The sequence below is a fragment of the Sanguibacter sp. HDW7 genome, assembly GCF_011300875.1.
Classification (GTDB): Bacteria; Actinomycetota; Actinomycetes; order Actinomycetales; family Cellulomonadaceae; genus Flavimobilis.
In genome coordinates this window covers 959,041-983,642 of the sequence record NZ_CP049862.1, presented here as the reverse complement: position 1 = coordinate 983,642, position 24,602 = coordinate 959,041, and the positions used below count along the sequence as shown (strand labels likewise).

At 73.6% G+C, this 24,602-nt stretch carries 15 protein-coding genes; 12 read left to right on the top strand and 3 right to left on the bottom strand.

What is annotated here, in order from left to right; all coding sequences use genetic code 11:
• Positions 1 to 4 precede the first annotated feature (4 nt).
• The 4 genes from G7063_RS04460 to G7063_RS04445 are packed head-to-tail and all read left to right on the top strand — an operon-like array spanning position 5 to position 5,338.
• Complete coding sequence (locus G7063_RS04460; protein WP_166413319.1) at positions 5 to 1,054, top strand: glycosyltransferase family 2 protein; 1,050 nt, start codon at positions 5 to 7, stop codon at positions 1,052 to 1,054.
• Positions 1,051 to 2,571, top strand: coding sequence for a polysialyltransferase family glycosyltransferase (locus G7063_RS04455; protein WP_166413318.1), 1,521 nt, complete (start codon positions 1,051 to 1,053; stop codon positions 2,569 to 2,571). The genes G7063_RS04460 and G7063_RS04455 overlap by 4 nt, the downstream gene beginning before the upstream one ends.
• Positions 2,568 to 3,755: a hypothetical protein gene (locus G7063_RS04450; RefSeq protein ID WP_166412507.1), complete on the top strand. Its 1,188-nt coding sequence runs from the start codon at positions 2,568 to 2,570 to the stop codon at positions 3,753 to 3,755. The genes G7063_RS04455 and G7063_RS04450 overlap by 4 nt, the downstream gene beginning before the upstream one ends.
• Complete coding sequence (locus G7063_RS04445) at positions 3,752 to 5,338, top strand: DUF6716 putative glycosyltransferase (protein ID WP_166413317.1); 1,587 nt, start codon at positions 3,752 to 3,754, stop codon at positions 5,336 to 5,338. The genes G7063_RS04450 and G7063_RS04445 overlap by 4 nt, the downstream gene beginning before the upstream one ends.
• A gap of 116 nt (positions 5,339 to 5,454) precedes the next feature.
• Here the strand turns inward: G7063_RS04445 and G7063_RS04440 are convergent, their stop codons facing one another.
• Both G7063_RS04440 and G7063_RS04435 read right to left on the bottom strand, forming a co-directional pair.
• A complete protein-coding gene (locus G7063_RS04440; protein ID WP_240916187.1) occupies positions 5,455 to 6,642 on the bottom strand; it encodes a glycosyltransferase family 2 protein in 1,188 nt (395 codons plus the stop codon).
• A 137-nt stretch (positions 6,643 to 6,779) separates the two neighbouring features.
• Entirely contained in the window at positions 6,780 to 7,433 is a 654-nt protein-coding gene (locus tag G7063_RS04435) for a vitamin K epoxide reductase family protein (protein WP_166413316.1), read from the bottom strand.
• A 143-nt stretch (positions 7,434 to 7,576) separates the two neighbouring features.
• Between G7063_RS04435 and G7063_RS04430 the strand changes: the two genes are divergently transcribed.
• The 3 genes from G7063_RS04430 to G7063_RS04420 all read left to right on the top strand — a co-directional run bounded on the left by G7063_RS04430 (position 7,577) and on the right by G7063_RS04420 (position 12,364).
• Positions 7,577 to 9,328 (top strand): DUF885 domain-containing protein, encoded by a 1,752-nt coding sequence (locus G7063_RS04430; protein WP_166413315.1) that lies wholly within the window; start codon positions 7,577 to 7,579, stop codon positions 9,326 to 9,328.
• A 343-nt stretch (positions 9,329 to 9,671) separates the two neighbouring features.
• Positions 9,672 to 10,343 carry a nucleoside triphosphate pyrophosphatase gene (locus G7063_RS04425; protein ID WP_166413314.1) on the top strand — a complete coding sequence of 224 codons (672 nt, stop codon included), beginning with the start codon at positions 9,672 to 9,674 and terminating at the stop codon, positions 10,341 to 10,343.
• Between the two features lie 245 nt (positions 10,344 to 10,588).
• Complete coding sequence (locus G7063_RS04420; protein ID WP_166413313.1) at positions 10,589 to 12,364, top strand: biotin carboxylase N-terminal domain-containing protein; 1,776 nt, start codon at positions 10,589 to 10,591, stop codon at positions 12,362 to 12,364.
• 202 nt (positions 12,365 to 12,566) lie between these two features.
• On the opposite strand, the gene G7063_RS04415 is transcribed toward G7063_RS04420, so the two are convergent.
• Complete coding sequence (locus tag G7063_RS04415) at positions 12,567 to 16,520, bottom strand: glycosyl hydrolase (RefSeq protein ID WP_166413312.1); 3,954 nt, start codon at positions 16,518 to 16,520, stop codon at positions 12,567 to 12,569.
• A gap of 255 nt (positions 16,521 to 16,775) precedes the next feature.
• Between G7063_RS04415 and pgi the strand changes: the two genes are divergently transcribed.
• The 5 genes from pgi to G7063_RS04390 all read left to right on the top strand — a co-directional run bounded on the left by pgi (position 16,776) and on the right by G7063_RS04390 (position 24,600).
• Positions 16,776 to 18,458: a glucose-6-phosphate isomerase gene (pgi, locus tag G7063_RS04410; RefSeq protein ID WP_166413311.1), complete on the top strand. Its 1,683-nt coding sequence runs from the start codon at positions 16,776 to 16,778 to the stop codon at positions 18,456 to 18,458.
• A 416-nt stretch (positions 18,459 to 18,874) separates the two neighbouring features.
• On the top strand, positions 18,875 to 19,726 hold the full coding sequence (gene efeU, locus G7063_RS04405; protein WP_166413310.1) for an iron uptake transporter permease EfeU: 852 nt from the start codon (positions 18,875 to 18,877) through the stop codon (positions 19,724 to 19,726).
• 35 nt (positions 19,727 to 19,761) lie between these two features.
• The gene (gene efeO / locus G7063_RS04400; protein ID WP_166413309.1) at positions 19,762 to 20,973 is read left to right on the top strand and encodes an iron uptake system protein EfeO; all 1,212 of its coding nucleotides are present in this window, start codon (positions 19,762 to 19,764) and stop codon (positions 20,971 to 20,973) included.
• Positions 20,974 to 21,030: 57 nt separating this feature from the next.
• Positions 21,031 to 22,449 carry an iron uptake transporter deferrochelatase/peroxidase subunit gene (efeB, locus tag G7063_RS04395; protein WP_166413308.1) on the top strand — a complete coding sequence of 473 codons (1,419 nt, stop codon included), beginning with the start codon at positions 21,031 to 21,033 and terminating at the stop codon, positions 22,447 to 22,449.
• A gap of 117 nt (positions 22,450 to 22,566) precedes the next feature.
• The gene (locus tag G7063_RS04390) at positions 22,567 to 24,600 is read left to right on the top strand and encodes an endonuclease/exonuclease/phosphatase family protein (RefSeq protein WP_166413307.1); all 2,034 of its coding nucleotides are present in this window, start codon (positions 22,567 to 22,569) and stop codon (positions 24,598 to 24,600) included.
• Positions 24,601 to 24,602: the final 2 nt, after the last annotated feature.

Genomic DNA, 24,602 nt, shown 5'->3' with positions numbered 1-24,602 from the left:
GCGCGTGAGCGTCGTCGTCCCGGCGCGGGACCAGGCCGAGCACGTCGAGGCGGCCCTGCTCAGTCTCACGCGTCAGCTCGACGACCCGCGCGAGCTCGAGGTCGTCGTCGTCGACGACGGCTCGGTCGACGGCACGGGCGACCTCGTCGAGGCCATGTCGGGGCGCTTCGCGCGGCTCGAGCTCGTGCGCAACGACATGCCGACAGGCGTCGCGAACGCCCGCAACGCCGGGCTCGCCCTCGCGCGCGGCCGGCACGTCGCATTCCTCGATCCCGACGACTGGTTCGCGCGCGGTCACCTGCAGCACCTCAGCGACGCGCTCGAACGGCTCGGCGTGGACTTCGTCCGGTGCGACCACGTGCGCGACCTCCACGGGACGAGGTCGGTGCGGGCCGTGCCCGAGCACCGGCGCGGCCTCGTCCTCGACCCGCGCGAGGGCATCGGCCCTGCGCACCTCACGACACCCGTCGACTACCCCTTCGTGCCCTTCGGTCTCTACGACGCCCGCCTGCACGACGAGGGGCTGCTCGGGTTCGTCGCGGGGCTGCACACCGCGGAGGACCGGGCGTGGATCTGGCGCATGCACCTGCACGCGCGGACGTGGGCTGTGGTCGACGGCCTCGGGGCGTTCTACCGTCGCGGGACGCCGACGTCGCTCACGCGCGTCCTCGACCGTCGCCAGCTCGACGTGGTCCACGCGTACCGCGAGATCTTCCTCCTCGTGCGCCGCGACCCTGCGCACGCGCAGCACTGGGCGAAGGCGGTCCGGCAGCTGCTCGCGATGGCGTGCCACCACCTCGCCCGCTTCGAGGAGGCACGCCTCGAGGCGGACCTCCTCGGCGACGCGTCCGACGCGCACGCGCACAGCCTGCTCGCGGACGAGCTGCGCGACGGCGTCGACGTGACGCTCGCGATCGCGCCACCAGAGGTCGTCGGCCCGACGCTGCGCGACCTCTCGCCCCGCCGCCGTGCGCTGCTGCTCGGCGACCCCGCAGACCCGACGCCCGGCCTCGCGCCGGCCCGCACACCGTCCACCTCCCGGAGCCCCCGTTGACGCAGCTGCTCCTCGTCACCTCGCCGCGCCAGATGCTGCTGATTGCCGCCGCGATCGACCACGGCGCCCTGCCGCCCGCACCGCACGGACGCGTCGTCGTCCTCGCCGACACCGTGCCCGTCCCGGAGACGGGACCCGAGCTCGCGACGTCGGTCGCGCTCGCCGCGCTCACGCGGCGCGGGGCGCGCGTCGTCAGCTGGACAGCGACGATCGCACCGCTGCGTCCGGAGTCGTTCGTGCCGCGGCGCGACGAGCAACCGGTCTGGGAGAGGTTCCTCCGCGAACGCTGGCTGCTGACGGACGGGAGGGTCGACCTCGTGCTCGCCGACCCGGCGCACGGTCCCGGGCGGGCGCTCGCGCGCGTCTTCCCGCACGCCCGCCTCGTCCTGCTCGCCGACCGACTCGACGCCTGGGCCCCCGCACGCCGACGGCTGCGTGACGGGCTGCCGGAGCGGATCGACTCGCTCGTCGCACCCGAGCTGCTGCCGGGCCTGCGACCGCACTCTCTCGACGAGCACGGCACACGCACCGTCGTCGTGCCGGTGCGGCGGCTCGTCGACGTCGTCGCGGAGGTCGTGCGCCTCGACGCCCCCGGACGTCCCTCCGCGCACCACGACGCGGCGCTCGTGCTCGTCGATGCTCCCGCGGACCTGGGCCTCCACGACGGCGACTCTGCAGGCGCGCCGACGGGTCATGATCCTGCCGCCCTTGCCGACAGGCTCGCGGGGCTCGTGGCCGACGAGGTGCGCGGGGCGGGACTCGGACGGGCCGTGCTCGTCGTCCATCCGCGGTCCACGCCGGACCAGGTCCGTCGCACGGCCTGTACGCTGCGAGCCGCGGGCGTCGAGGTGACGTTCCTGGACGACGACGTCCCCGCCGAGGTCGTCGTCGTCCGGGACGCGCCACGGCTCGTCGTCGGCACCGCGTCGACCGCCCTCGTCACGGCGCTCGCCCTCGGCGCGCACGACGTGCGCGCGGTCGGGACGGCCGACGTGCTCGACGCGCTCACGCCGTACCACCACCCCGCCCGCACCGGCCTCACGGTGACGGACAGGCTGCTCTCACCTGGCGCAGACCCCTCGGCGTCCGAGGTCGTGCTGCTGCTCGAGGCGGTCATGTACGTCATGCATCCCGACCGGGTGCCGCACCTCCGGCCGGCCACGATCGCGCTGCTGCGCGCCGAGCAGGGCACGGATGCCGAGGGCCGGCCGGCATGGCGACGGTGGATCCGGAAGCGGCGGCTCGAGCGTCTCGGGCTCCTCGGGGCGACGGGCACGGGCGCCGACCTCGAGCACGCCGCTGACCTCGAGCTGGTGTCCGAGCACGAGCATGCAGCTGTGCCCGGGGCGTCGTCGGGCGGCCGCACCGCAGCGGGTCTCGGCCGCCCGGGACCGACACGACCTGAGCACGTCGTCGCCAGTCCGAGGATCACCGACGACCCGCCGCGGCGACCGTACCGGCTCCAGCTGGCGCTCCAGCGGCTGCGGGCGCGTGGCCCCGACCGGAGCGGCGCATGACGGCCGTCGCGATCGTCGAGTCGCCGTTGCAGGTTCTGGGGCTGGTGGACGCGCTGCTCGCGGGAGACGTCGGCGCCGCGACCGTCGTCGTCCGGACCGAGGCCGCGAGCGCGACCCTCCACGCGCTCACGCCGCACGTCGCCGCACGGCTCCGCCTCGACGTGCGCGCCTCGGGGTCCTGGCCAGGCCCCGGCGGCGCGCGGCGCGCTCCCCTCGTGCTCGGCGACGCCCTCTCCGGCGTCGCGCAGACCCACCTGCTCGCATCGCGGCACCGTTCCGACGTCCTCGTGCTGGACGACGGCACCGCAACCCTGCTCGTCGTCGACGCGCTGCTCGGCCGCGCTCCTCTCGTCCGCGCGCACGTCCCCGCCACCGCCCGACGCAGGGCGCTCGCCGCTGCTGCGACCGCGACCTTCCTCCGTCACGCACGGGCAGGCCGCCTCACACTGCGCACCTGCCTCCCCCTCCCGGACAACGACGTCATCGCCCTCGCGCGCGAGGGTGTCACCGTCGTCCGGCACACGCTCGATCACGTGCGGACGCTCGACGTGGGGTCATCCGTCACCGAGGACGTCGTCGTGCTCGGCTCGGCCCTCGCGGACGACGGGCTCGTCGACGTAGGCGCCTACGAGGCCTGGCTGGCACGGACCGTCGACGACGCCCTCTACGACCGATCGACAGTGCGGTACCTCGCGCACCGTCGCGAGCCCACGGCGCGGCTCGCAGGGCTCGCGAGCCGCGGCGTGAGCGTCGACACCGTCCCGCTGCCCGCCGAGCTGCGCCTGCAGGGGGCGGGACTGCGTGGCGTGGGACTGCACGGCGTGGGTCTGCACGGCGCTGGCCGGGACGTCGGCGGGGTGCGACGGGTCGTGTCCCTGCCGACGTCGGTTCTCCTCACCGTCGGCGCCGCCCTCGCCACGGACGGCGTCATGATCGACGCGCAGGCAGTCCCGGACCACTGGTGGACCGCTCGCGCCTCTACGTCGCTCCGTGCGCACCTCGACGTGCCGCGGGCGCTGCTCGCCCGCGCCGTCGCGCAGGTCCCGGCGCACGCCTGCGCAGGCTCGACCCAGCCCGACGCACCGGTCCCGGAGACGTCACCCGCACCCATACCCATACCCACACCCACACCCACACCCACACCCACACCCACACCCACACCCACGGAGGCTCGGCCTGCATGACCGCCAGCAACACCCGACCGCCCGTCGCACGCCCGGTGCGGATCCTCGCTGTCGCCGACTCCGACTCGTACCTCAAGTGGGGTGCAGCGACGCTCGCGACGCTCACGGACGTCGGGGTGCTCGAGCTCGTGCTCCTGCGGTCCCCGATCCTGCCGTCGCCGGACCAGCGCGCCGCCGCGGTCGCGGGGACGCCGTTCGCGCGCGTCGACGTCCCCGTGCTCACCCCGCGCGCGCTGCGCGCGCACCTGCGGATGACGGATCCTGACGTCGTGCTGCTCTCGGCGACCGGGCCGGTCGCCGAGCTCGTCGTCCGGATCGTCGAGCGCGCCGATGCACGCGCCGGGCGACGTCGCCCCACCCGTGCCACAACGGGCTCCGCCGCCGATCGCGCCGTCGAACCCGATGCCGGTCTCCGCCCGACGACGGGGACGGAGCGTGCCCGCGCCTCAGGCGCCGCCGCCCCCAGGAGTCGTAGGCCCGCGCTCGTCGGCGGCCTGCCCGGGATGTCGTACCCGGCCACGCTGCGGGCGCTCAGGTTCCGCGCCGGCCAGGACGCGTTCGTCGTCCACTCCCAACGCGAGCGGCGTGAGTTCGCCGCGGTCGCCGACGTTCTCGGGCTCGACCTATCCGTCGCCCTCGCCCCGCTGCCGTTCCTGCCTGCACCGCACGTGGTCACGCCGAGGACGCAGGTTCCGCCCGACAGTGAACCGCTCGACGCAATGCCGCATGACGCAGCGCCGCGCGACGCCTCGCGTACCGCGACCACGTGCGGTGCACCCGGCCACGACTCCGCAAGCCTCCGCGCGGCTCCGGCCGCCACCCACAGGGCTACCGCCGCCACCCAGGGGGCTCCGCTGTCGCGCGTGGTCTTTGCCCCGCAGGCGAAGATGCCGGTGACACGCCCCCACCGCGTGCAGATCCTGGAGGCGCTCGCGCGTCTCGCCGCGGCACGGCCCGGCGTCGACATCGTCGTCAAGGTCCGCGGTCTCGCGGGCGAGGCGCAGACGCACCACGAGGACCTGCCGTTCGACGCGCTGCTCGCGGACCTCGTCGCGTCGGGCAGCGTCCCGCAGGGCGCGCTGCGGGTTGCGACCGGGCCACTCTCGGACCAGCTCGTCCCGGGGTCCGCGCTCGTCACGGTGTCCTCGACCGCGGCGCTCGAGTCGCTCGCTGCCGGCGTCCCGACGCTCGTCCTCGAGGACTTCGGGGTCAACGAGCGCATGCTCAACGCGGTGTTTCTCGGCTCGGGCTGCCTCGGCACGCTCGACGACCTCGCAGCCGGACGCTTCGGCGTCCCCGACCAGGCGTGGCTCGACGACAACTACCTCCACATGTCGCCGAGCGAGCTCCCGGCGCTCGTCCGCCAGCTCGCTGACGCGCGGCGCGCGGGCTCCCTGGTCCCGCCCGCGGCGTCCCGGCGTGACGGCGTCGTACTGGGGCGCAGCCGACGACGGCTCGCCCGCACGCTCGTCCGGTCGCAGGCCCCGACCCCCGTCCTCACGCTGCTCGCTCTCCCCCGCAGCACGCGTCAGGCGCTCCGTCAGGCGCTCCGCCCCGCAGGCCGGCGCGTCATCGCACGCTGACGACGAGTCGCAGCGACGTGGCGGCGCTTGCTGGCGCAGCGCGCCTCCACGCACCGCAGCTCGACGCGACGTCGCCCCGCACACATTGGTGTGCCACGACCTGACGCAGTGCACCGCTAGCGCGGCGCGTCGATGCCGCGGAGGAACCCCGCGCCCCACGTGAGGTGCATCGTCACGAGCACCGCGGGGAGCCGCAGGACGACGCGCCACGGGTGGCCGCGTCCTGCGACGAGCGTTCCACCGACGACGACGATCCCGTACCCGAGCCACGGCAGAGCTCCGAGCGCGACCAGCCACGTCGCCCAGGTCGCGCCGCCGAGGTAGCGCCCTAGAGCGCCGCCGAGCACGCCCGTGTCCGCGACGACCCCGACCAGCCCTGCCACCCCGAGCACGAGCCCCACGAGCAGTGCGAGCACTGCGAACGGCGGCGCGAGGTACCGCATCGACGCCGTCCCGCGATGGCGTCGCACGACCTCGCGGCGCCAGCGGCCGGTCGACCAGAACTGCCGGGCGAGCGCCCGGTAGGACGCGCGGGGCCGGTACTCGACGACGAGCGCCGGGTCGAACCACACGAGCCCTCCTCCTCGCCGCAGACGGAGGTTGAGCTCCCAGTCCTCGGCGCGCTCGAAGAGCTCGTCGTAGCCGCCGACGCGCTCGACCGCGACGCGTCGGAGGACGCCGAGGTACGCGGTCTCGCTCGGCCCGGCGACACCGCCGACGTGGAAGGGTGCGGGACCGATACCGACGGGGTGGGACATGCCGATCGCGACGGCACGCTGCGTCGGCCCGTCACCCCGCGGCACCATGAGTCCACCGACGTTGTCGGCGCCCGTGTCGAGGAGGATCGCGACCGCGTCGCGCACGTAACCGTCCGGCAGCGCTGTGTGCCCGTCGAAGCGGACGAGGACCTCGGAGCGGTCGTCGCACGCGCGCATCGCGACGTTGAGGCCGTCAGGGATGAGTCCCGTGCGGTTCTCGACGACGCTGACGCGGGCGTCGGCGCGGGCGATCTCGGCGGCGATGCCGTAGGTGTCGTCGCGCGAGGGGCCGACGGCGACGACGACCTCGAGCTCCCCCGGGTAGTCCTGGGTGAGCACGGACGTGAGAGCGCGGCGCAGGTGCTGCTCCTCGTCACGCACGGTCGCGAAGACCGAAACCGCCGGCCAGTCACGGTCACCCGCTGGAGACCGGCGCACGCTGGAGCGAGGGGCTCGCGCGCGCTCCGCGCGCGGCCGGGGCGCGGTCGTCAGGCTGGGCGTGGGCCGCGCGGGCGCGACCCGTGCGTCGGCGTCGGTGAGCGTCACGCTCCGACGCTACGGACGCCGCGCGTCCGCAGGCCGAGCACACGGCGGCGCGCAGGTGAACGCAGGACGAGGAGCGGGGCGCTGCACCTCACGCACTGGCCCGTCGGTCCGGGCCTACCGCCGGCGACAGGTCGACGTCAGCCGAGGACCAGAGCTCCGTACTTCGCGACGATGAGGGTGGCGAGGACGACGACGATCCCCGCCGCGACGTACGCGTCGGCACCCGAGCGTACGAACGTGAGGGCACGCTTCTGGGCTGCCGGCGGCAGGTAGAGGTTGTTCTCGAGGATGTTGTGGTGGAGCAGCGTCATGAAGACGAGCGTCGTGCCGACGGTGATGACGAGGCACCACGGGCACAGGGCGCCGATGTCCCACATCGACTGCGAGAACAGCCAGAACGCGAAGGTGAGGCCGAAGAGGTAGACGACCTGCGCGGCGAACATGAACCAGCGCGGGAACCGCACGCCGCCGAGGCTCGCGACGGCGATCGTGATGACGACGGGCTCGCAGATCATGCCGAGGAAGGCGTTGGGGAAGCCGAAGAGTGACGCCTGCCACGAGACGCCGACGGCGCTGCACGAGAGGACCGAGTTGATGTCGCAGCCGAAGCTCGCGTCGGGGTTGCCCGCCAGGACGATCGCGTCGTAGGACAGCACGAAGGACGCGGTGAGCGAGAGCAGCGCGGACACGAGCATCGTGCCGAAGATCCAGCCGCGGGAGTGGCGGAAGCCACGGGGCTGAAGGTCGTCGGCCAGATCGGCGAGGCCGGCGCGGGAGTCGGTGTCGGTCATGTGCCCTCCAGGGTGTCCGGTCCATCGTCCGTGACGTCCGGCCGGTCCGGCTGGGGACGAAGGTCCCCAGGCGCGGCTCCTGCGGCCGAGGCCCAGGAGGTCCTCGCGTGCGTCATCGCGCGTCTGCACCCTAGTGTGCGGGGATGACCTCCGCCACGCACGACCCGTCCTCGTCCTCCTCCCCCGACGCGTCCGGTCCGGGCCGGACGCCCTCGCCGATCGACGCGCTCGCCGACGCGTACGTCGTGACCGCCTGCCGGCTCGACCCGTTCGTCGCGACGGTCATGGGCGTCCGCGGCCACGACCACGAGGTGCCGGACTGGTCACCTGCGGGTACGGCCGCGCGGGCCGCGGCCGCGCGCGAGACGCTGGCGGCGCTCGACGGGCTCGAGCCTGTCGACGACGTCGACCGGGTGACGGCGGCGGCGATGCGGGAGCGGCTGGGCCTCGAGCTCGAGCTGTTCGAGGCGGGCGAGCTGCGCGCGCCGCTCAGCAACATCGCGTCGCCCGCGCAGGACCTGCGCGACGTCTTCGACCTCATGCCGACGGCGACGCCCGAGGACTGGGAGACGGTCGCGCTGCGTCTCCTCGCGGCGCCGACGGCGATCGACGGCTACATCGAGTCGCTGCGCGAGGCCGTGCGCACGGGCCCGCTGCCGGCGCGGCACCAGGTGGGGCTCGTCGTCGCGCAGGCGCGCGAGCAGGCCGACGCGTCGTCATCGTTCTTCACGTCGTTCGTCGAGGGCGAGGCCGTCGACGCGGCGCTCGACGGCTCGGCCGTGTGCGCGGCGGTCCGCCGCGACCTCCTCGAGGGCGCAGCCGGTGTGCGCGCGGCGTACGGGCGGCTCGCGGACGTGCTCGAGCAGGAGGTCGCGCCGCACGCCCCCGAGGCCGACGGCGTCGGCGAGGAGCGCTACTCCCTGTGGTCTCGCTACTTCCTCGGCGCGCGCGTCGACCTGCGCGAGACGTATGCGTGGGGTCTCGACGAGCTCGCGCAGATCGTCGAGGAGCAGGAGGCCGTCGCGGCCGAGATCGGCGGGCCGGGCACGGGCGTCGCGCGCGCGATCGAGCTGCTCGACGCCGACCCGGCCTACACGCTCGAGGGCACGGAGGCGCTGCGCCGCTGGATGCAGGAGACGTCGGACGCCGCGATCGACGCGCTCGACGGCACGCACTTCGACATCCCCGAGCCGCTGCGTTCGCTCGAGTGCCGCATCGCGCCCACGCAGACGGGCGGCATCTACTACACGGCGCCGTCGGCCGACTTCACGCGCCCGGGCGCTATGTGGTGGTCCGTGCCCGCGTCCGTGACGACGTTCTCGACCTGGCGCGAGCTGACGACCGTCTATCACGAGGGAGTCCCGGGGCATCACCTCCAGGTGGGTGGCGCGGTCGCGCTGCCGCTCAACGACTGGCGGCGCCTCATGTGCTTCACGTCGGGCTTCGGCGAGGGCTGGGCGCTCTACGCGGAGCGGCTCATGACCGACCTCGGCTACGTGTCGACACCGGGTGACCGGCTCGGGATGCTCGACGCGCAGCGCATGCGCGCGGCGCGCGTCGTCCTCGACATCGGCGTGCACCTCGGACTGCCGTGCCCGGCGGAGTGGGGCGGCGGCACGTGGGACGCGGACAAGGCGTGGGAGTTCCTCCGCGCGAACGTCTCCATGGACGAGGACTCGCTGCGCTTCGAGCTCGACCGCTACCTCGGCTGGCCCGGGCAGGCTCCCTCGTACAAGGTGGGACAGCGGATCTTCGAGCAGCTGCGCGACGGCGCGCGCGACGCGGCCGCCGCGCGCGGCGAGGAGTTCGACGCGCGGGCGTTCCACGCGCGGGTGCTCTCGGCGGGCACGGTCGGCCTCGACACGCTGCGGGACGTCGTCCTCGCCGAGGGCTGAGCCGGGTGGGCCCGCGCCGGCAGGACCGGCGGGGCCCACCTGCGCCGCGGCGTTCGTCCTCAGGGACAAGAGGTATGAGCGGTGCCCCGCCCCCGAGCGTTGGAGGGCACACGTGGCGGGGCACCGCGGCAGAAGCGTGGGTACGGAGTTCCGGAGGGGTACGTGACCCCGCACCCACGCTCGACCATGGGGCGACGTCGCTGTCGCCGGGACTTGTCGGCATCCGAGGTGCTCACGAGCACTCCGGGGGTCTCCCGGCGCATGTCCCTTCCCCACATCCTCGCGGCGCGCCCCCGCTGATCCGGGGGACGAACGTCCCCGGTCGCGCGGCTACCCTGGGCGCATGACCCGGCTCGTCCTCGCCTCCGCCTCCCCCGCCCGTACCGCGACGCTCTCCGCCGCCGGCATCGACGCGCCCGTGCGCGTCTCCGGCGTCGACGAGGACGCGGTCCTCGCCGACGCGTCGGACCGGTTCGGTGCGCTCGACCCGGCCGACGCGGTGCTCGTGCTCGCGCAGGCGAAGGCCCTCGCGGTCGCGGAGGACCTCGAGGCCGACGGTGCTCCCGACGCGCTCGCCACGGACGACGTCGTCGTCCTCGGCTGCGACTCGATGCTCGAGATCGACGGCGAGGTCGTCGGCAAGCCTGGCGACGCGGCGACGGCGCGCGAGCGCTGGCGCCGGATGCGCGGCCGGTCGGCGACGCTCCACACGGGGCACTGGCTCGTCGATCTGCGCGACCCTGCCGCGGGCGGGACGGGAGGGACGCTCGGCGCGACGAGCTCGACCGTCGTGCGCTTCGCGGACCTCACCGACGACGAGATCGACGCGTACGTCGCGACGGGCGAGCCGCTCGTCGTCGCGGGCGCGTTCACGATCGACGGCCTGGGCGGACCGTTCGTCACGGCTGTCGAGGGCGACCCGCACGGGGTCGTCGGGCTGAGCCTGCCGCTGCTGCGCGAGCTGCTCGCCGAGGTCGACGTCCGCATCCACGACCTGTGGCGGCCCCGGGTCTGACGGCTCTGCCCGACGACAGCTGGCGGCACTGCTCGACGGTCGCTGACGGCTATGTCCGACAGCTCGCCACGCACCGTGCGCTTGTCGGGCGAGCACAACGCTGCGCGGGGGTGCGTGCGGCTCGACCGGATGCACTTGTAGAACCCCCACAACCCACCGCGGGCGAGGTTGGTCCGCCGTCCAATGTTGTCCCGACACCCGGATGCCCGCCCGCGGGCCGGTGTCGTGAAGCGTTACGGTGAGCCGTGCCCGCACTCACGAAGGTCCTCATCGCCAATCGCGGCGAGATCGCCGTCCGTGTCGCCCGCGCCTGCGCCGACGCCGGGATCTCCTCGGTCGCCGTGTACGCCGACCCCGACCGCGACTCCCTCCACGTCCGGCTCGCCGACGAGGCGTTCGCCCTCGGCGGCGCCCGCGCCGCCGACACGTACCTCGACGTCGCCAAGCTGCTCGACGTCGCGCGCCGCTCGGGCGCCGACGCCGTCCACCCCGGCTACGGCTTCCTCTCGGAGAACGCCGGGTTCGCGCAGGCCGTCATCGACGCGGGCCTCACGTGGATCGGCCCGCCGCCGTCCGCGATCGAGTCGCTCGGCGACAAGGTGAGCGCGCGCCACATCGCACAGCGCGCCGGAGCCCCGCTCGTCCCGGGCACGGCCGACCCCGTGTCGTCGGCGGCCGAGGTCGAGGAGTTCGCGCGCGAGCACGGCCTGCCCATCGCCATCAAGGCGGCCTTCGGCGGCGGCGGTCGCGGTCTCAAGGTCGCGCGCACGTTCGAGGAGATCGGCGAGCTCTACGAGTCGGCGGTCCGCGAGGCCGTCGCAGCGTTCGGCCGCGGCGAGTGCTTCGTCGAGCGCTACCTCGACCGTCCGCGCCACGTCGAGACGCAGTGCCTCGCGGACGCGCACGGCACGGTCGTCGTCGTCTCGACGCGCGACTGCTCGCTGCAGCGCCGCCACCAGAAGCTCGTCGAGGAGGCGCCCGCGCCGTTCCTCTCGGACGCCCAGGTCGCCGAGCTCTACGCGGCGTCGAAGGCGATCCTCTCCGAGGCCGGCTACGTCGGCGCGGGCACGTGCGAGTTCCTCGTGGGGCTCGACGGCACGCTGTCGTTCCTCGAGGTCAACACGCGGCTGCAGGTCGAGCACCCGGTGACCGAAGAGGTCACGGGCATCGACCTCGTCCGCGAGCAGCTGCGCATCGCGGCGGGCGAGCCGCTCGGCTACGACTCCGTCGAGGTCCGCGGCCACTCGTTCGAGTTCCGCCTCAACGGCGAGGACCCGGCGGCGAACTTCCTCCCCCAGCCCGGCACGATCACGGGCCTGAGCTTCCCGTCTGGCCCCGGCGTGCGCGTCGACTCGGGCGTCGTCGCGGGCGACACGGTCTCGGGCCTCTTCGACTCGATGGTCGCCAAGCTCATCGTCACGGGCGCGACGCGTGCGCAGGCCGCGCAGCGTGCTCGCCGCGCGCTGCGCGAGCTGCAGATCGAGGGCATCCCGACGGTCGTGCCGTTCCACCGTGCCGTCATGGCCGACGAGCGCTTCGTGCCCGCCGACGATGCGACGCCGTTCGAGGTCCACACACGCTGGATCGAGACCGAGTTCGTCGACACGCTCGCGACGCTCGTCCCCGCGACGACCGCGCCCGCCGAGGCCGACGCGGCGCCCGCGACCGAGCGCGTCGTCGTCGAGGTCGCAGGCAAGCGCCTCGAGGTCGTCATCCCCGCGGGTCTGGCGGGCGCACGTCGTCCGTCGGGCCCGGGCGCCCGGCCGCAGCGCGCGCGCCGCACGTCGCGTGCCACGTCGGGCACGTCGGGCACGTCCCTGTGCTCGCCCATGCAGGGCACGATCGTCAAGGTCGCGGTCACCGAGGGCCAGGAGGTCGCCGAGGGCGAGCTCGTCGTCGTCCTCGAGGCCATGAAGATGGAGCAGCCGCTCGTCGCGCACCGCGCCGGCACCGTCACGGGGCTGAGCGCCGAGGCCGGTGCGGGCGTGAGCTCAGGCACGGTCATCTGCGAGATCGTCTGACCCGCACGCAGCGAACGTCGAACGTTCCGCACGCGGATCGCTCGACGTTCGCTGCGCAGCGCGCTGCGCGCCGCACAAGTTCGACGGGGTGCGTCCCTCCTGGTGGGAGGGACGCACCCCGTCGTCGTCAGGTCAGCGCGTGGGCGACGGCCGAACCCGCCGCCCACGCCGTCCTCACGCTGACCGGGCCTCGCCGTGCGGGCTACGCACGGGAGCGCGCCTTCACGGTGATCCGCGCGGTCGCCTTGACCGGTGCGACCGTCGACGAGCCGCGGTAACGGACCGTCAGCTTCACCGTGCGCGCACGCGTCGTCACCGCGGACGACAGGCGGATGCGCGCCTTGCCGTGCGAGACGCGAGCAGTGCCGACCTTGCGCGTGCCCACGTAGACGTCGACCCGGCCCGAGACCGTCGCCGACGAGCGGACGCGGACGGTGATCGTCGGGCGCGCCCCCACCGTCGTGCGCGGCGTGGACACCGAGACCTTGGCCGTGGCTCGCACGACCTTGAGACGGCCCTTCGCCGTCGACGGCGCAGCCGTCAACGTCCCGGAGTACGACGCGACCACGGTCCTCGTCCCGACCAGCGCGACGGCCTTGGCGGAGAGACGGACCTTCGCGTAGCCACGGACGACCTTGGCGGAGCCGAGCGTGGTCCCGCCTGCCCGCAGCGTCACGCGGCCGCCGTCGACCTTCCCGGCGGACGTCACGCGGACGTTCCACACGGGCCGGACGCCCGCACGCGTCGTCCGGGTCGTCGGGCTCAGCCGGACCGTGCTCCGTGCGGTGGTCGGCTCGGGGCGCGTCGTGGGCGTCGGGGTGGGCGTGGGCGTCGGGGTCGGCTTCACCGTGGGCGTCGGCGTCGGCGTCGGCGTCGGCTCCGGCTCTCCCGTGACCGGGCCCTCGTCACCCGTGGGCGCTCCGACCCGCAGGTCGTCGACGAGGATCGTGCCCGTCGGCGCCGAGGCGTCGAGGCGGTCGACGCGCAGAACGAGCTCGACGACGGACGCGAGCTGCGCCTTCGTGAGCCGCGCCGCCGCGTCGACGCCCGCCGGGTACGTCACCCGGGCGTCGGTGAACGGCAGGAAGACCGTGTGCGGTCCGCTGCCGACGACGACGGGGAGGTCCCAGAACCAGTCCTCGCCGCCGCCCGCACCCGCGGGGGTGCGGAGCTGGACCACGAGCCGCTGCGTCGAGCCCTGCGGGTCGACGTACATCCCGAGGCCCTCGAGGCCCGCGTACGAGACGCCGCCGAGCCACTGCGACTCGGAGAGGTCCGAGCGCGAGGTGAGGTCGTAGCGGAACGCGCCGGCCTGGGAGCCGTTGCTGCCGCCTGTCGGCGCGAGGCCGAGCTGGACGCCGTCGGCCCACTCCTGCGTGCCCCGGTTGTTCCAGGCGGCAGAGACCGCTGCGTCGTCGGCGTAGCCCTCGAAGTCGTCGAGGGTGCGCGCGGTGGCGTCCTCAGGCTCGGGCTCCGGCTCCGTCGTGGCACCGTCGGCGCGCAGGTCGTCGAGGTAGATCGTCCCGGTGCGGGCACCCGCCTCGTCGTGGAGCGTCACGCCGAGCATGACCTCGTTGATGCGCGCGAGCTGCGTCGCGGTCGGCCTGGCGTCGGGGTCGACGCCCGAGGGCCACGACACGGTCGCGTCCTCGAACGCGAGCGAGAAGTCCTGCCAGCCGTCACCGCTGCCCACGACGACGGGCAGGTTCCAGAACCAGTCCTCGCCGCCGCCGGGGTTCGACGGCGTCCGGAACTGCACGAGAAGGGCCTGCTTCGAGCCGTCAGCGTCGAGGCGGCCCGAGAAGTGGGTGCGGCCCGACCAGTCGGCGCCGCCGAACCAACGGCTGTCGCGCTGCAGGTTCGTGCCCGTGAGGTCGAACCTGAACGCGGCGGCGTTCGAGCCGTCAGTCCCACGTCCCGGGGCGAGCTCCAGCTGGAGCCCGTCGCCCCACTCCTGGAGACCGTTGTTGCCCCATGCGGCTTGGAGCGCCGCGGTGTCCGCGTACGACTCGAAGTCGTCGACGGGTGCGGGCTCGACGGCCCCGGTGCCGGGGTCGACGTAGTCGCACTCGCCGTAGGTCGCGATGTCGTCGACGACGAGCGACCCCGTGCGGGGGGCGTCGCCGCCCGCGTCGTTGAGATACGTGAAGTACTCGGAGACGCGCGCGAGGCGCGTCTGCGTGAGCTGTGCCCCGGCGTTCGCGGTGTCCCACGGCGCGGGCGCGAAGTCGGTCCACGGGATGCGCACCTCGCGCGTGCCCGCGGTCGTGAGCGACGGGTAGGCCTCGAACGTCACGCCGCCGGCCTTGAGCTGGACGACGAGCTTGTGGCCTGAGCCGTCGGAGCCGAGCGTGAGCCCGAGCCCCTCGAAGCCGGAGAGGTTCTGCGCGGGAGAGTAGGCGCGGCCGAAGCCCTGGTACTCGCGCGACGTGAAGTCGTAGGAGTAGGCGACGCCGTGGCCGTCGGCGCCGCGGTCGGCGAGCGCGAGGATCTCGGGGCCGGCGTTGTTCGTCGTCCAGGCGGCGCGGAGGGCCTCGTCGTCGCCGTAGCCCTCGAAGTCGTCGATCGTGCCGCGCGGGAACGTCGGCAGGTCGCCGAGGACGAGGGTCGTGGTGCTCGTGAGGTCCGTGCCGTCGACGGTGCCCGTGAGCGTCACGGTGCGCGTCGCGTTCGTCAGCTGGGCCGGGTCGATCTCCCACGTGCCCGTGAGGTAGCCCGTCGCCGGGTCGAGCGAGAGCGGGACGTCCGTGCCGAGCGCGGAGAACGTCGCGGTCGCGCCGTCCGAGCCCGGGCCGGTGGCCTTCGCGCGGACGGTGACTGTCGTGCCGGTGAGGCGGGTGCCGGCGGCGGGCGAGACGAGGCGCAGGGCGGGGCCGTGCGCGACGGCGGTGACGTCGCGGCCGTAGAGGTCCTCGGCGTCGAGGTCGGCTGCGAACAGCGACGCGGGGTTGGCCGCGAAGGCGGCGAAGTCGGCCCACATCTCGTGCGCCGGGGTGTCGCCGTACGCAGGCGACGGGACGTAGATCTGGCCGGTGAAGTTCGCCCACGTCTGCATGTACGCGATGCGGCGCGCGATGGGGTCGGCCGCGATGGCGTCGAGGAGCGTCGTGAAGAACGTCGTCTCCGCGTTGCCGCTCGGCGTGATCGCGCGGTCGCCGTTACGACCGAACTCGGTGAGCGCCGCGGCCTTGCCACGGGTCTCGGCCAGGTCGGCGATCATGCGGAGGTCCTCGACGACGCGTGCGGACCAGGCTGCGGTCGTGCCGGCGTCGGTGCCCTCGTAGACGTCGTAGCCGAGGACGTCGACGAAGTCGTCGCCCGGGTAGGTCGCGAGGTAGCGGGAGGAGTCGCCGCCGAAGGTTCCGTTGGGCGACCAGGCGTAGAGGAGGTTGTCGACGCCGAGCTCGTCGCGCAGGTGCTCGACGGTGTAGCGGAAGATCTCCTGGATCTCGCCGCTCGTCGTGTGGGCGGCGCCCCACCAGAACCACGAGCCGTTGGACTCGTGGAAGGGACGGAAGATGATCGGCACGCGCGTGCCGTCAGCCCTGACGGCGCCGAGCGCGGCACGGGCGACGAGGTCGAGGTAGGCGTCGTACTCGGCGTTCTTGTCGCCGCCGGGCAGGATGTGGCTGACGACGCGTCCCTCGGCGTCGTTGTAGCGACCACCCGTGACGAAGTTGGGCATGTGCGCGCTGAGCGTCGGGACGGCGCCGAGCGCATCGGCGCGGACGAACGCGGCCGCGAGCGCGTCGGCGTTCTCCGCGCCGGTCGCGCCCTCGGTGCCAGGCTTCTCCTCGCCACGCAGGGCGAGGGTGTCGTAGCCGAAGACCGCGGGGAACGTGCCGAGGCCGGTGAAGACGTCAGAGCTCACGGAGGCGCCGTCGGTGCCCGTCGTCGCGGGGCTGATCGACTCGGTGACGGCGTGCTGCTGGCCGAAGAGGATCCCGCCGCGGGCGGGGTCGGCGAGGTGGTCGAGGAGCGAGAGGGTCGCCGGGGTGGCGCCAGGGTCGACGGCGCGGACCGCGCGCGGCGAGGTGCCGTCGGGCGGGGTGTCGTCCGGTGACGCGGCGGCGGCGCCGACGCCCGTGAGGGCGAGGGCCGTCGCCGCGAGCACGGCGACACCGCGGTGCGCGGCGCGGTGGAGTGCGGGCTGCATGCGTTCTCCTTTGAAGCGCTTAAGCAACGCCACCCGGCGCGGCGGTGCGCAGGGATCGCCGCAAGAGTAGCGACCTTTCGGGAGGTTGGGAACCGTGGCGGCGCCCAATCATCCCCGCGCCGCCTCCCTTCGACTTAAGCGCTGAACTTACGTCGCGGTGAAGGCGCTCCCGCCACCGACCGAGAAGTCCCAGCGCCACCCCGCGTCCGCACCGTACGGTGGGACCGACAGCATCGAACGAGACGAGGAGTCCTCGTGCCCACCTCCCCCATCGACGCCACCACGACGCCCTCCTGGCGCGCGCTCTCCGAGCACCGCGATGCCTTCCGCGGCGACCTCCGTGGCTGGTTCGCGACCGACCCGCAGCGGGCCGAGCGCCTCACCCGCACCGCGGGCGACCTCCACGTCGACCTCTCGAAGAACCTCCTCACCGACGAGACGCTCGCGCTCCTCGTGCGCCTCGCCGACGAGGTCGGCCTGCGCGGCCGCATCGACGCGATGTTCGCGGGCGAGCACATCAACACGACCGAGGACCGCGCCGTCCTCCACACCGCGCTGCGCCGCCCGGCCGACGCCGAGCCCGCGCTCGTCGTCGACGGCCAGGACGTCGACGCGGACGTGCAGGAGGTGCTCGCGCAGGTCGCCGAGTTCGCCGAGAAGGTGCGCACGGGCGAGTGGCGCGGCATCACGGGCGCCCCCGTGAAGACCGTCGTCAACATCGGCATCGGCGGCTCCGACCTCGGCCCCGTCATGGCCTACGAGGCCCTCAAGCCGTACGTCGGCGACATCGAGGTCCGCTTCGTCTCGAACATCGACCCGACGGACGTCGCCGAGACGACCGCGGGCCTCGACCCCACGACGACGCTCTTCATCGTCGCGTCGAAGACCTTCACGACGCTCGAGACGCTGACGAACGCGCGCCTCGCGCGCGAGTGGCTCTGGGAGACCCTCGCGGCTGCGGGCGCGATCGACGGCTCCGAGCAGTCACGGTCCGACGCCGTCGCACACCACTTCGTCGCCGTCTCGACGGCCCTCGACAAGGTCGAGGCCTTCGGCATCGACCCGACGAACGCGTTCGGCTTCTGGGACTGGGTCGGCGGCCGCTACTCGGTCGACTCCGCGATCGGCCTCGCGCTCGCGATCGCGATCGGCCCCGATGCGTTCGGCGAGCTGCTCGAGGGCTTCCACACGATGGACGAGCACTTCCGCACCACGGCGTTCGAGCAGAACGTGCCCGCGCTCATGGGCCTGCTCAACATCTGGTACGTCAACTTCCTCGACGCGCACTCGCACGCGGTCCTGCCCTACGCGCAGCACCTGCACCGCTTCGCGGCGTACCTGCAGCAGCTGACGATGGAGTCCAACGGCAAGTCGGTCCGCTGGGACGGCTCCCCCGTGACCTCGCAGACCGGGGAGATCTTCTGGGGCGAGCCCGGCACGAACGGGCAGCACGCGTTCTACCAGCTCATCCACCAGGGCACGCGCCTCGTGCCCGCGGACTTCATCGCGGTCGCGACGCCCGCGCACCCGCTGCGCGACGGCGAGGCCGACGTCCACGAGCTGTTCCTCTCGAACTTCTTCGCGCAGACGAAGGCGCTCGCGTTCGGCAAGACGGCCGACGAGGTGCGCGCCGAGGGCACGCCCGAGGCGATCGTCCCGGCACGCGTGTTCTCGGGCAACCGTCCGACGACGTCGATCATGGCGCCCGCGCTCACGCCGGCCGTCCTCGGCCAGCTCGTCGCGCTGTACGAGCACATCACGTTCGTCCAGGGCATCGTGTGGGGCATCAACTCCTTCGACCAGTGGGGCGTCGAGCTCGGCAAGAAGCTCGCGATGGAGATCGCCCCGGCGATCTCCGGCGACGACGCGGCGCTCGAGGCGCAGGACGCGTCGACGAAGGGCCTCATCGAGTACTACCGGGCGCACCGCACCCGCTGACGAGCCCGGCGGGGCCGCGCCCCGTCACCCGTCCGATCCGACTCGTAGGTCTGGAGCACCGTTCGACGGTGCTCCAGACCTACGAGTCGTTCTGCTTCTGCGACTCGTAGCACTCCTGCACACTCCGCGATGTACAGAAGCGCTACGAGTCGGACACTTCCAGCGACTCGTCGCGGGGATGCACACCGGATCCCCAGGGGGTGTGACCCACGCCACCGTCCACGCCGTGACATTAGGGCACGACGGGCTCACCTATATGCCCGTCGTCCAGTAACGTCGTCCACGGACTTCGGTAAGGCTTGCCTCACCCACGCGCCGCGACGGCATGGAGCACCGCTCCACCGCCCGACGCGCGCCGCCTCCACCGGGGGCGGGCACGGCAGCGGCACACTCCCGGGTCCCGGAAGGGTCACCCCGTGCTCGCGAACTTCCTCATCGGCCTCCGCGAGGGCCTCGAGGCCTCGCTCGTCATCGGCATTCTCGTCGCCTACCTCGTCAAGGCCGACCGCCGCGACCTCCTCGGCCCCCTGTGGACCGGCGTCGGCGTCGCGATCGCGGCCTCGCTCGCGTTCGGCGCGGCCCTGACCTTCGGCCCCAAGGGCCTGACGTTCGAGGCGCAGGAAGCGATCGGCGGGACGCTCTCGCTCGTCGCCGTCGGCCTCATCACGTGGATGATCTTCTACATGGGCCGCACCGCGCGGTTCCTCAAGACACACCTGCACTCCAAGCTCGACGATGCCGTCGCGGCTGGCCGCGGCGCGATCGTCGTCGTCGCTCTCCTCGCCGTCGGACGCGAGGGCCTCGAGACCGCACTGTTCCTCTGGGCCGGCGCGCAGGCCACGGGTGCCTCGACACGTCCCCTGCTCGGCGCGGTCGCGGGCCTGGCCGTCGCGGTCGCCCTCGGCTGGGCGATCTACCGCGGAGCGCTGCGCCTCAACCTCCGCACCTTCTTCGCGTGGACAGGCGTCTTCCTCGTCATCGTCGCCGGCGGCGTCCTCGCCTATGGCATCCACGACCTCCAGGAGGCCGGGATCCTTCCTGGCCTGCACAACCTCGCGTTCGACGTCTCGGCGCAGATCCCGCCGTCGAGCTGGTACGCGACCGTCCTCAAGGGCGTGTTCAACTTCACGCCCGCGACGACGTGGCTCCAGGCCATCGGCTGGGTCGCGTACGTCGTGCCGACGCTCACGCTCTTCGTGCGCAGCGTGTGGTTCTCCCCCGCGCCCACGCGTCCGGCCGCGCCCACGGCGTCGGCCGTCGCCGCCTGACCCTCCCCGCTCCCCCGCCCTCCCGAAGGACACTCATGCCTCGCGCCACCCGTCTGACCGCCCCGCTCGCCGTGCTCGCGCTCGCACTGCCCCTCGCCGCGTGCGTCGACAACGCGCCCGCCGCCGACCCGTCGGGCACCGCCGCCGGCGGCCCGGCAGCGATCTCGGTCGACTCGAGCGCCGACGCGTGCGCGCTGTCGACCACGAGCGCCCCGTCGGGCAACGTCGTCTTCAAGGTGAAGAACACGGGGGCCGACGTCACGGAGTTCTACCTCCTCGCGGAGGACGGCCTGCGCATCGTGTCCGAGGTCGAGAACATCGGCCCAGGCATCTCGCGTGACCTCGTCGTCGTCGCGAAGCCCGGCACGTACGTCGCGGCGTGCAAGCCCGGCATGGTGGGTGACGGCATCCGCCAGGCGTTCACCGTGACGGACTCGGGCGCGGTCATCACGCCGTCGGGCGAGCTCGGCGACCAGATCAAGGCCGCCACGACGGCGTACATCGGCTACGTCAAGGACCAGTCGGAGCAGCTGCTCACCGGCACGCAGGCGTTCGTCGACGCCTACACGTCGGGCAAGGACGACGAGGCCCGCGCGCTCTACGCGTCGACGCGCCTGCACTGGGAGCGCATCGAGACGGTCGCGGAGTCGTTCGGCGACCTCGACCCGAGCATGGACCTGCGCGAGGCCGACCTCGCCGAGGGCGAGGAGTGGACCGGCTGGCACCTCCTCGAGAAGGACCTCTGGGCGCCGTCGCCCGAGGCCAACGGCGGGAAGGCCTACGTCCCGCTCACGGACGCGCAGCGCACCGACTACGCCGGCCGCCTGCTCGCCGACACGGTGGAGCTCAACACCCGCACGCACGCCGCCGAGTTCGCGACGACGATCACCGCGGACTTCATCGGCAACGGTGCCAAGGGCCTGCTCGACGAGGTCGCGACGGGCAAGGTCACGGGCGAGGAGGAGATCTGGTCGCACACCGACCTGTGGGACTTCCAGGCGAACGTCGACGGTGCACGCGTCGCATACGACGGGCTGCGGGACGTCGTCGTCACCAAGGACCCGGCGCTCGCCGAGGACCTCGACGCGCGCTTCGACACGCTCACGGGCCTGCTCGACACGCACCGCAAGGGTGACGGCTTCGTCCTCTACACCGAGCTGTCGAAGGACCAGGTCAAGGAGCTCTCGGTCGCCGTCGACGCGCTGAGCGAGCCGCTCTCGCGGCTCACCGCGGCCGTCGTGCTCTGACCGCTACCCTGCGTCAACAACCACCTGCAGCACCCGCACGACCGACGTGAGAGCACGATGACCGACGCACGCCCGACCGGATCGCCCGCCCCCGACGAGGGGGCGGGCGCCGCCGTGCCCGCAGGAACCAGCGCTCCCCCGGGCGCCGAAGCCGGGTCGACGGACGCTCCCTCGACCTCCGGGATCTCTCGCCGGGGCCTGCTCGGCCTCGCCGGCGCGGGGCTGGCGGCCGTCGGGATCGGCGGTGCGGGTGGCTGGGCGGCGCGCGGCGCGACCGCGGCAGTGCCCGCCGCCGCGGGCTCCTCCCCGACGGGCACGCACGCGTTCACGGGTCTGCACCAGGCGGGCATCACGACGCCCGCGCAGGACCGGCTGCACCTCGCGGCGTTCGACGTGACGACCGACCGCCGCAGCGACCTCGTCGCGCTCCTGCGCCGCTGGACGTACGCGGCAGAGCGCATGACGCGCGGACTGCCGGCCGGGGACCTCGGCCCGACGGGCGGCGCGTACGACGCGCCGCCGGACGACACGGGTGAGACCGACGGCCTGCCCGCGGCGAACCTCACGGTGACGATCGGCTTCGGCCCGTCGCTGTTCCGCGACGCGGACGGCCGCGACAGGTTCGGCCTCGCCACACGCAGGCCCGCGCTGCTCGAGGACCTGCCGCACTTCCCCGGAGACACGCTCGACCCGGCGCGCACGGGTGGCGATCTCGTCGTCCAGGCGTGCGCGGACGACCCGCAGGTCGCCGTCCACGCGGTGCGGAACCTCGCGCGGCTCGCGTTCGGCGCTGCGACGGTCCGCTGGTCGCAGCTCGGCTACGGCCGCACGTCGTCGACGTCGCAGGCGCAGGCGACGCCCCGCAACCTGTTCGGCTTCAAGGACGGCACCGCGAACATCATGGCTGAGGAGGCCGCTGAGCTCACGAAGCACGTGTGGGTCGACGCGGCCGACGACGCCGACGCGGGCTGGCTCGCGGGCGGCACGTACCTCGTCGCCCGACGCATCCGCATGACGATCGAGACGTGGGACCGCGCGCCCCTGCGCGAGCAGGAGGCGCTCATCGGGCGCACGAAGGGTTCGGGCGCGCCGCTCTCGGGCGGCGAGGAGCACACGGCACCCGACTTCGCCCTCGCTGGGCGCGAGGGGACGCCGCTCATCGACCCGGCCTCGCACGTCGCGATGGCCCACCCCTCGACGAACGACGGCATGCGCATGCTCCGCCGCGGCTACAACTACACGGACGGCTCCGACGGGCTCGGCAAGCTCGACGCGGGCCTGTTCTTCCTCGCGTTCGTCCGCGACCCCGCGCGCCAGTACGTGCCGATGCAGACGCGCATGGCCCGCAACGACCTGCTCGTCGAGTACCTGCGGCACACGGGCTCAGGCCTCTTCGCCGTGCCGCCGGGCGTGCCCGACGGCGCGCGGCTGTCCCCCGTCGACGGGGCGTACGTGGGCGAGAGCCTGTTCGCCTGACGCGCCGTGCATGTCGCCTCCCCCATCTCCACGGTGACTCGTAGACCGCCAGCACAGCTCGACCCTGCTGGAGGCCTCCGAGACGGGAATGTCAGGGGCGGTCGCTAGGCTCCTGCCATGGTCGACGCACCGACGCGCCCTCTCGCGCGCACCGCACTGCTCACGCTGGTCACGGCGCTGACGGTCGAGCTCGTCCGCGCGAGCGGGCCGATGTTCGACCGCGCGTTCGCGGCGGGCGTCGTCATCGTCGCGCTCACAGCGCTCGGTACCTACGTCGCACCGGGTCTCGTGGCACTCGCGGTCGCGCGGCTGCGGCCCGTGACGGGTCGTACGGTGCTCGTGGGCGTCGTGCTGCTCGCGCTCGCACGACTCGCGGTGCAGGCGACGGGCTCGGTGCCGCGGTACTGGATCGCGCTCGGGGCCGCGTCGGTCGCGATCGGCGTCCTCGTGCTCACCGTGCACCTCGTCGCGGGGGACGACGGCGACCCTCACCGGGCTCCGTCCAGGCGCGCCGCGATCGGCGTGCTGACGGGCGTCATGCTCGCGACCGGCCTGAGCATGGCGCTGTCGACGTGGGACGCCGTGTGGCGGCCGGGCCTCGACGGTTGGCTGCCGACGGTCCTCGTCGTGGGTGGCGCGCTGTGGTGCGCGTGGCTGCTGCGCGACGCCGCGGCGACGACTCCACCCCGGCGGGTGTGGGCGCTCGGCCCGTACCTCGCCCTCGCGGTCATGGTCATGGGCAACCCCGCGTACCTCGCCTCGCAGCTCGGCCGGTCCCTCGACGACCTCGTCGTGCCACTGACGTTCGGGTTCATCGCCACCAGCATGTGGCTGTCCTTCGTCCGCGTCGGCGCGGGCCGAGGGCTGGGCCGGCGAGGTCCGGCGCTCGCGCCGGTCCTCATGGCGGTCGTGCTCGTCGCGACATCCGTCGCGGTCTTCGTCCCGACACAGGCGCTCGGCGAACCCGCGACCGGTTTAGGCGTCGTCGTCGCCCTCCTCGCGCCGCTGCTGCTCCTCGTCGCCTCGACGTACGCCCTCGCGGTCGCGTGGTCGGTCCCGCTGCCGGCGCGCGCGCCGCTGCGCGCGGGCCTCGCGCGGGCGGGCACGGCGACCGCCGTCGGTCTCGGGCTCATCCTGCCGCTGCTCGTCTACCAGCTCGACTACGACGTCCCGCTCGGCTTCCCCAACTGGCTCGTCGTCCTCGCGGCGGTCGTCGCGCTCGCGGCGGCCGGTGTGAGGCGGCCGGCGCCAGCACCCCTGGACGCGGACGGTGCGCGGTTCAGGCTCACCCGGCCCGCGCACCTGGCCGCGGCGGCGGTCGCGATCCTCGTGCTCGTCGCCCTGCCCGTGCGGGACGCGGTCGCGCCGCCGCGCGTCGCCCCCGCGATCGACAAGGTCGCGGGCACCGTGCGCGTCCTCGACTGGAACCTCCACTACGGCGTCACGCAAGACCCGGGTCTCGGCCTGGGACGCATGGCCGAGGCGATCCGCGGCACGAGCGCCCAGGTCGTCACGCTCCAGGAGGTGTCGCGCGGCTGGGTCATGGGCGGCGGCGCCGACATGCTCACGTACCTCGAACGCGCGACGGGCTTCCGGGCGGTCGCCGCACCCGCGGCGGACCGCCAGTTCGTCAACGTCCTCCTCGTCGACCCCGCGCTGCTCGGCAGCGACGGCGAGTTCGGCGCCGAGGAGCAGGTCGTGCGCACGCGCCTGCCGTACGGCGACGGGCCTCAGTGGCGCTCGGCCATCACCGCGACGCTCAGCCACGTCGTCCCCCTCGTCGTCACGAGCGCCCACCTCCAGCACCGCGACGAGAACACCCCGACGCGCCTCGCGCAGCTCGACGTCCTCATGGCCGCGGACATCGCCTCACAACCGGCCGCGCTCATCGCCGGCGACTTCAACTCCGAGCCGGGCTGGCCGGAGATCGACCACGTGACGAGCCGCGGCTTCGTCTCCGCGCAGGACGCCGTCGGCGACCCGTCGGCCCTCACGTTCCCCGCCTGGGCGCCGGACGTCCGCATCGACTGGATCTTCGGCCGCGGCATGACCTTCACGGGGGTGCACGTCATGCCGGACGACGGCTCCGACCACCGCGGCATCGTCGCGGACATCGAGCTCGCCCCGGTCGAGGCCGCCGCGACCAGCTGAGA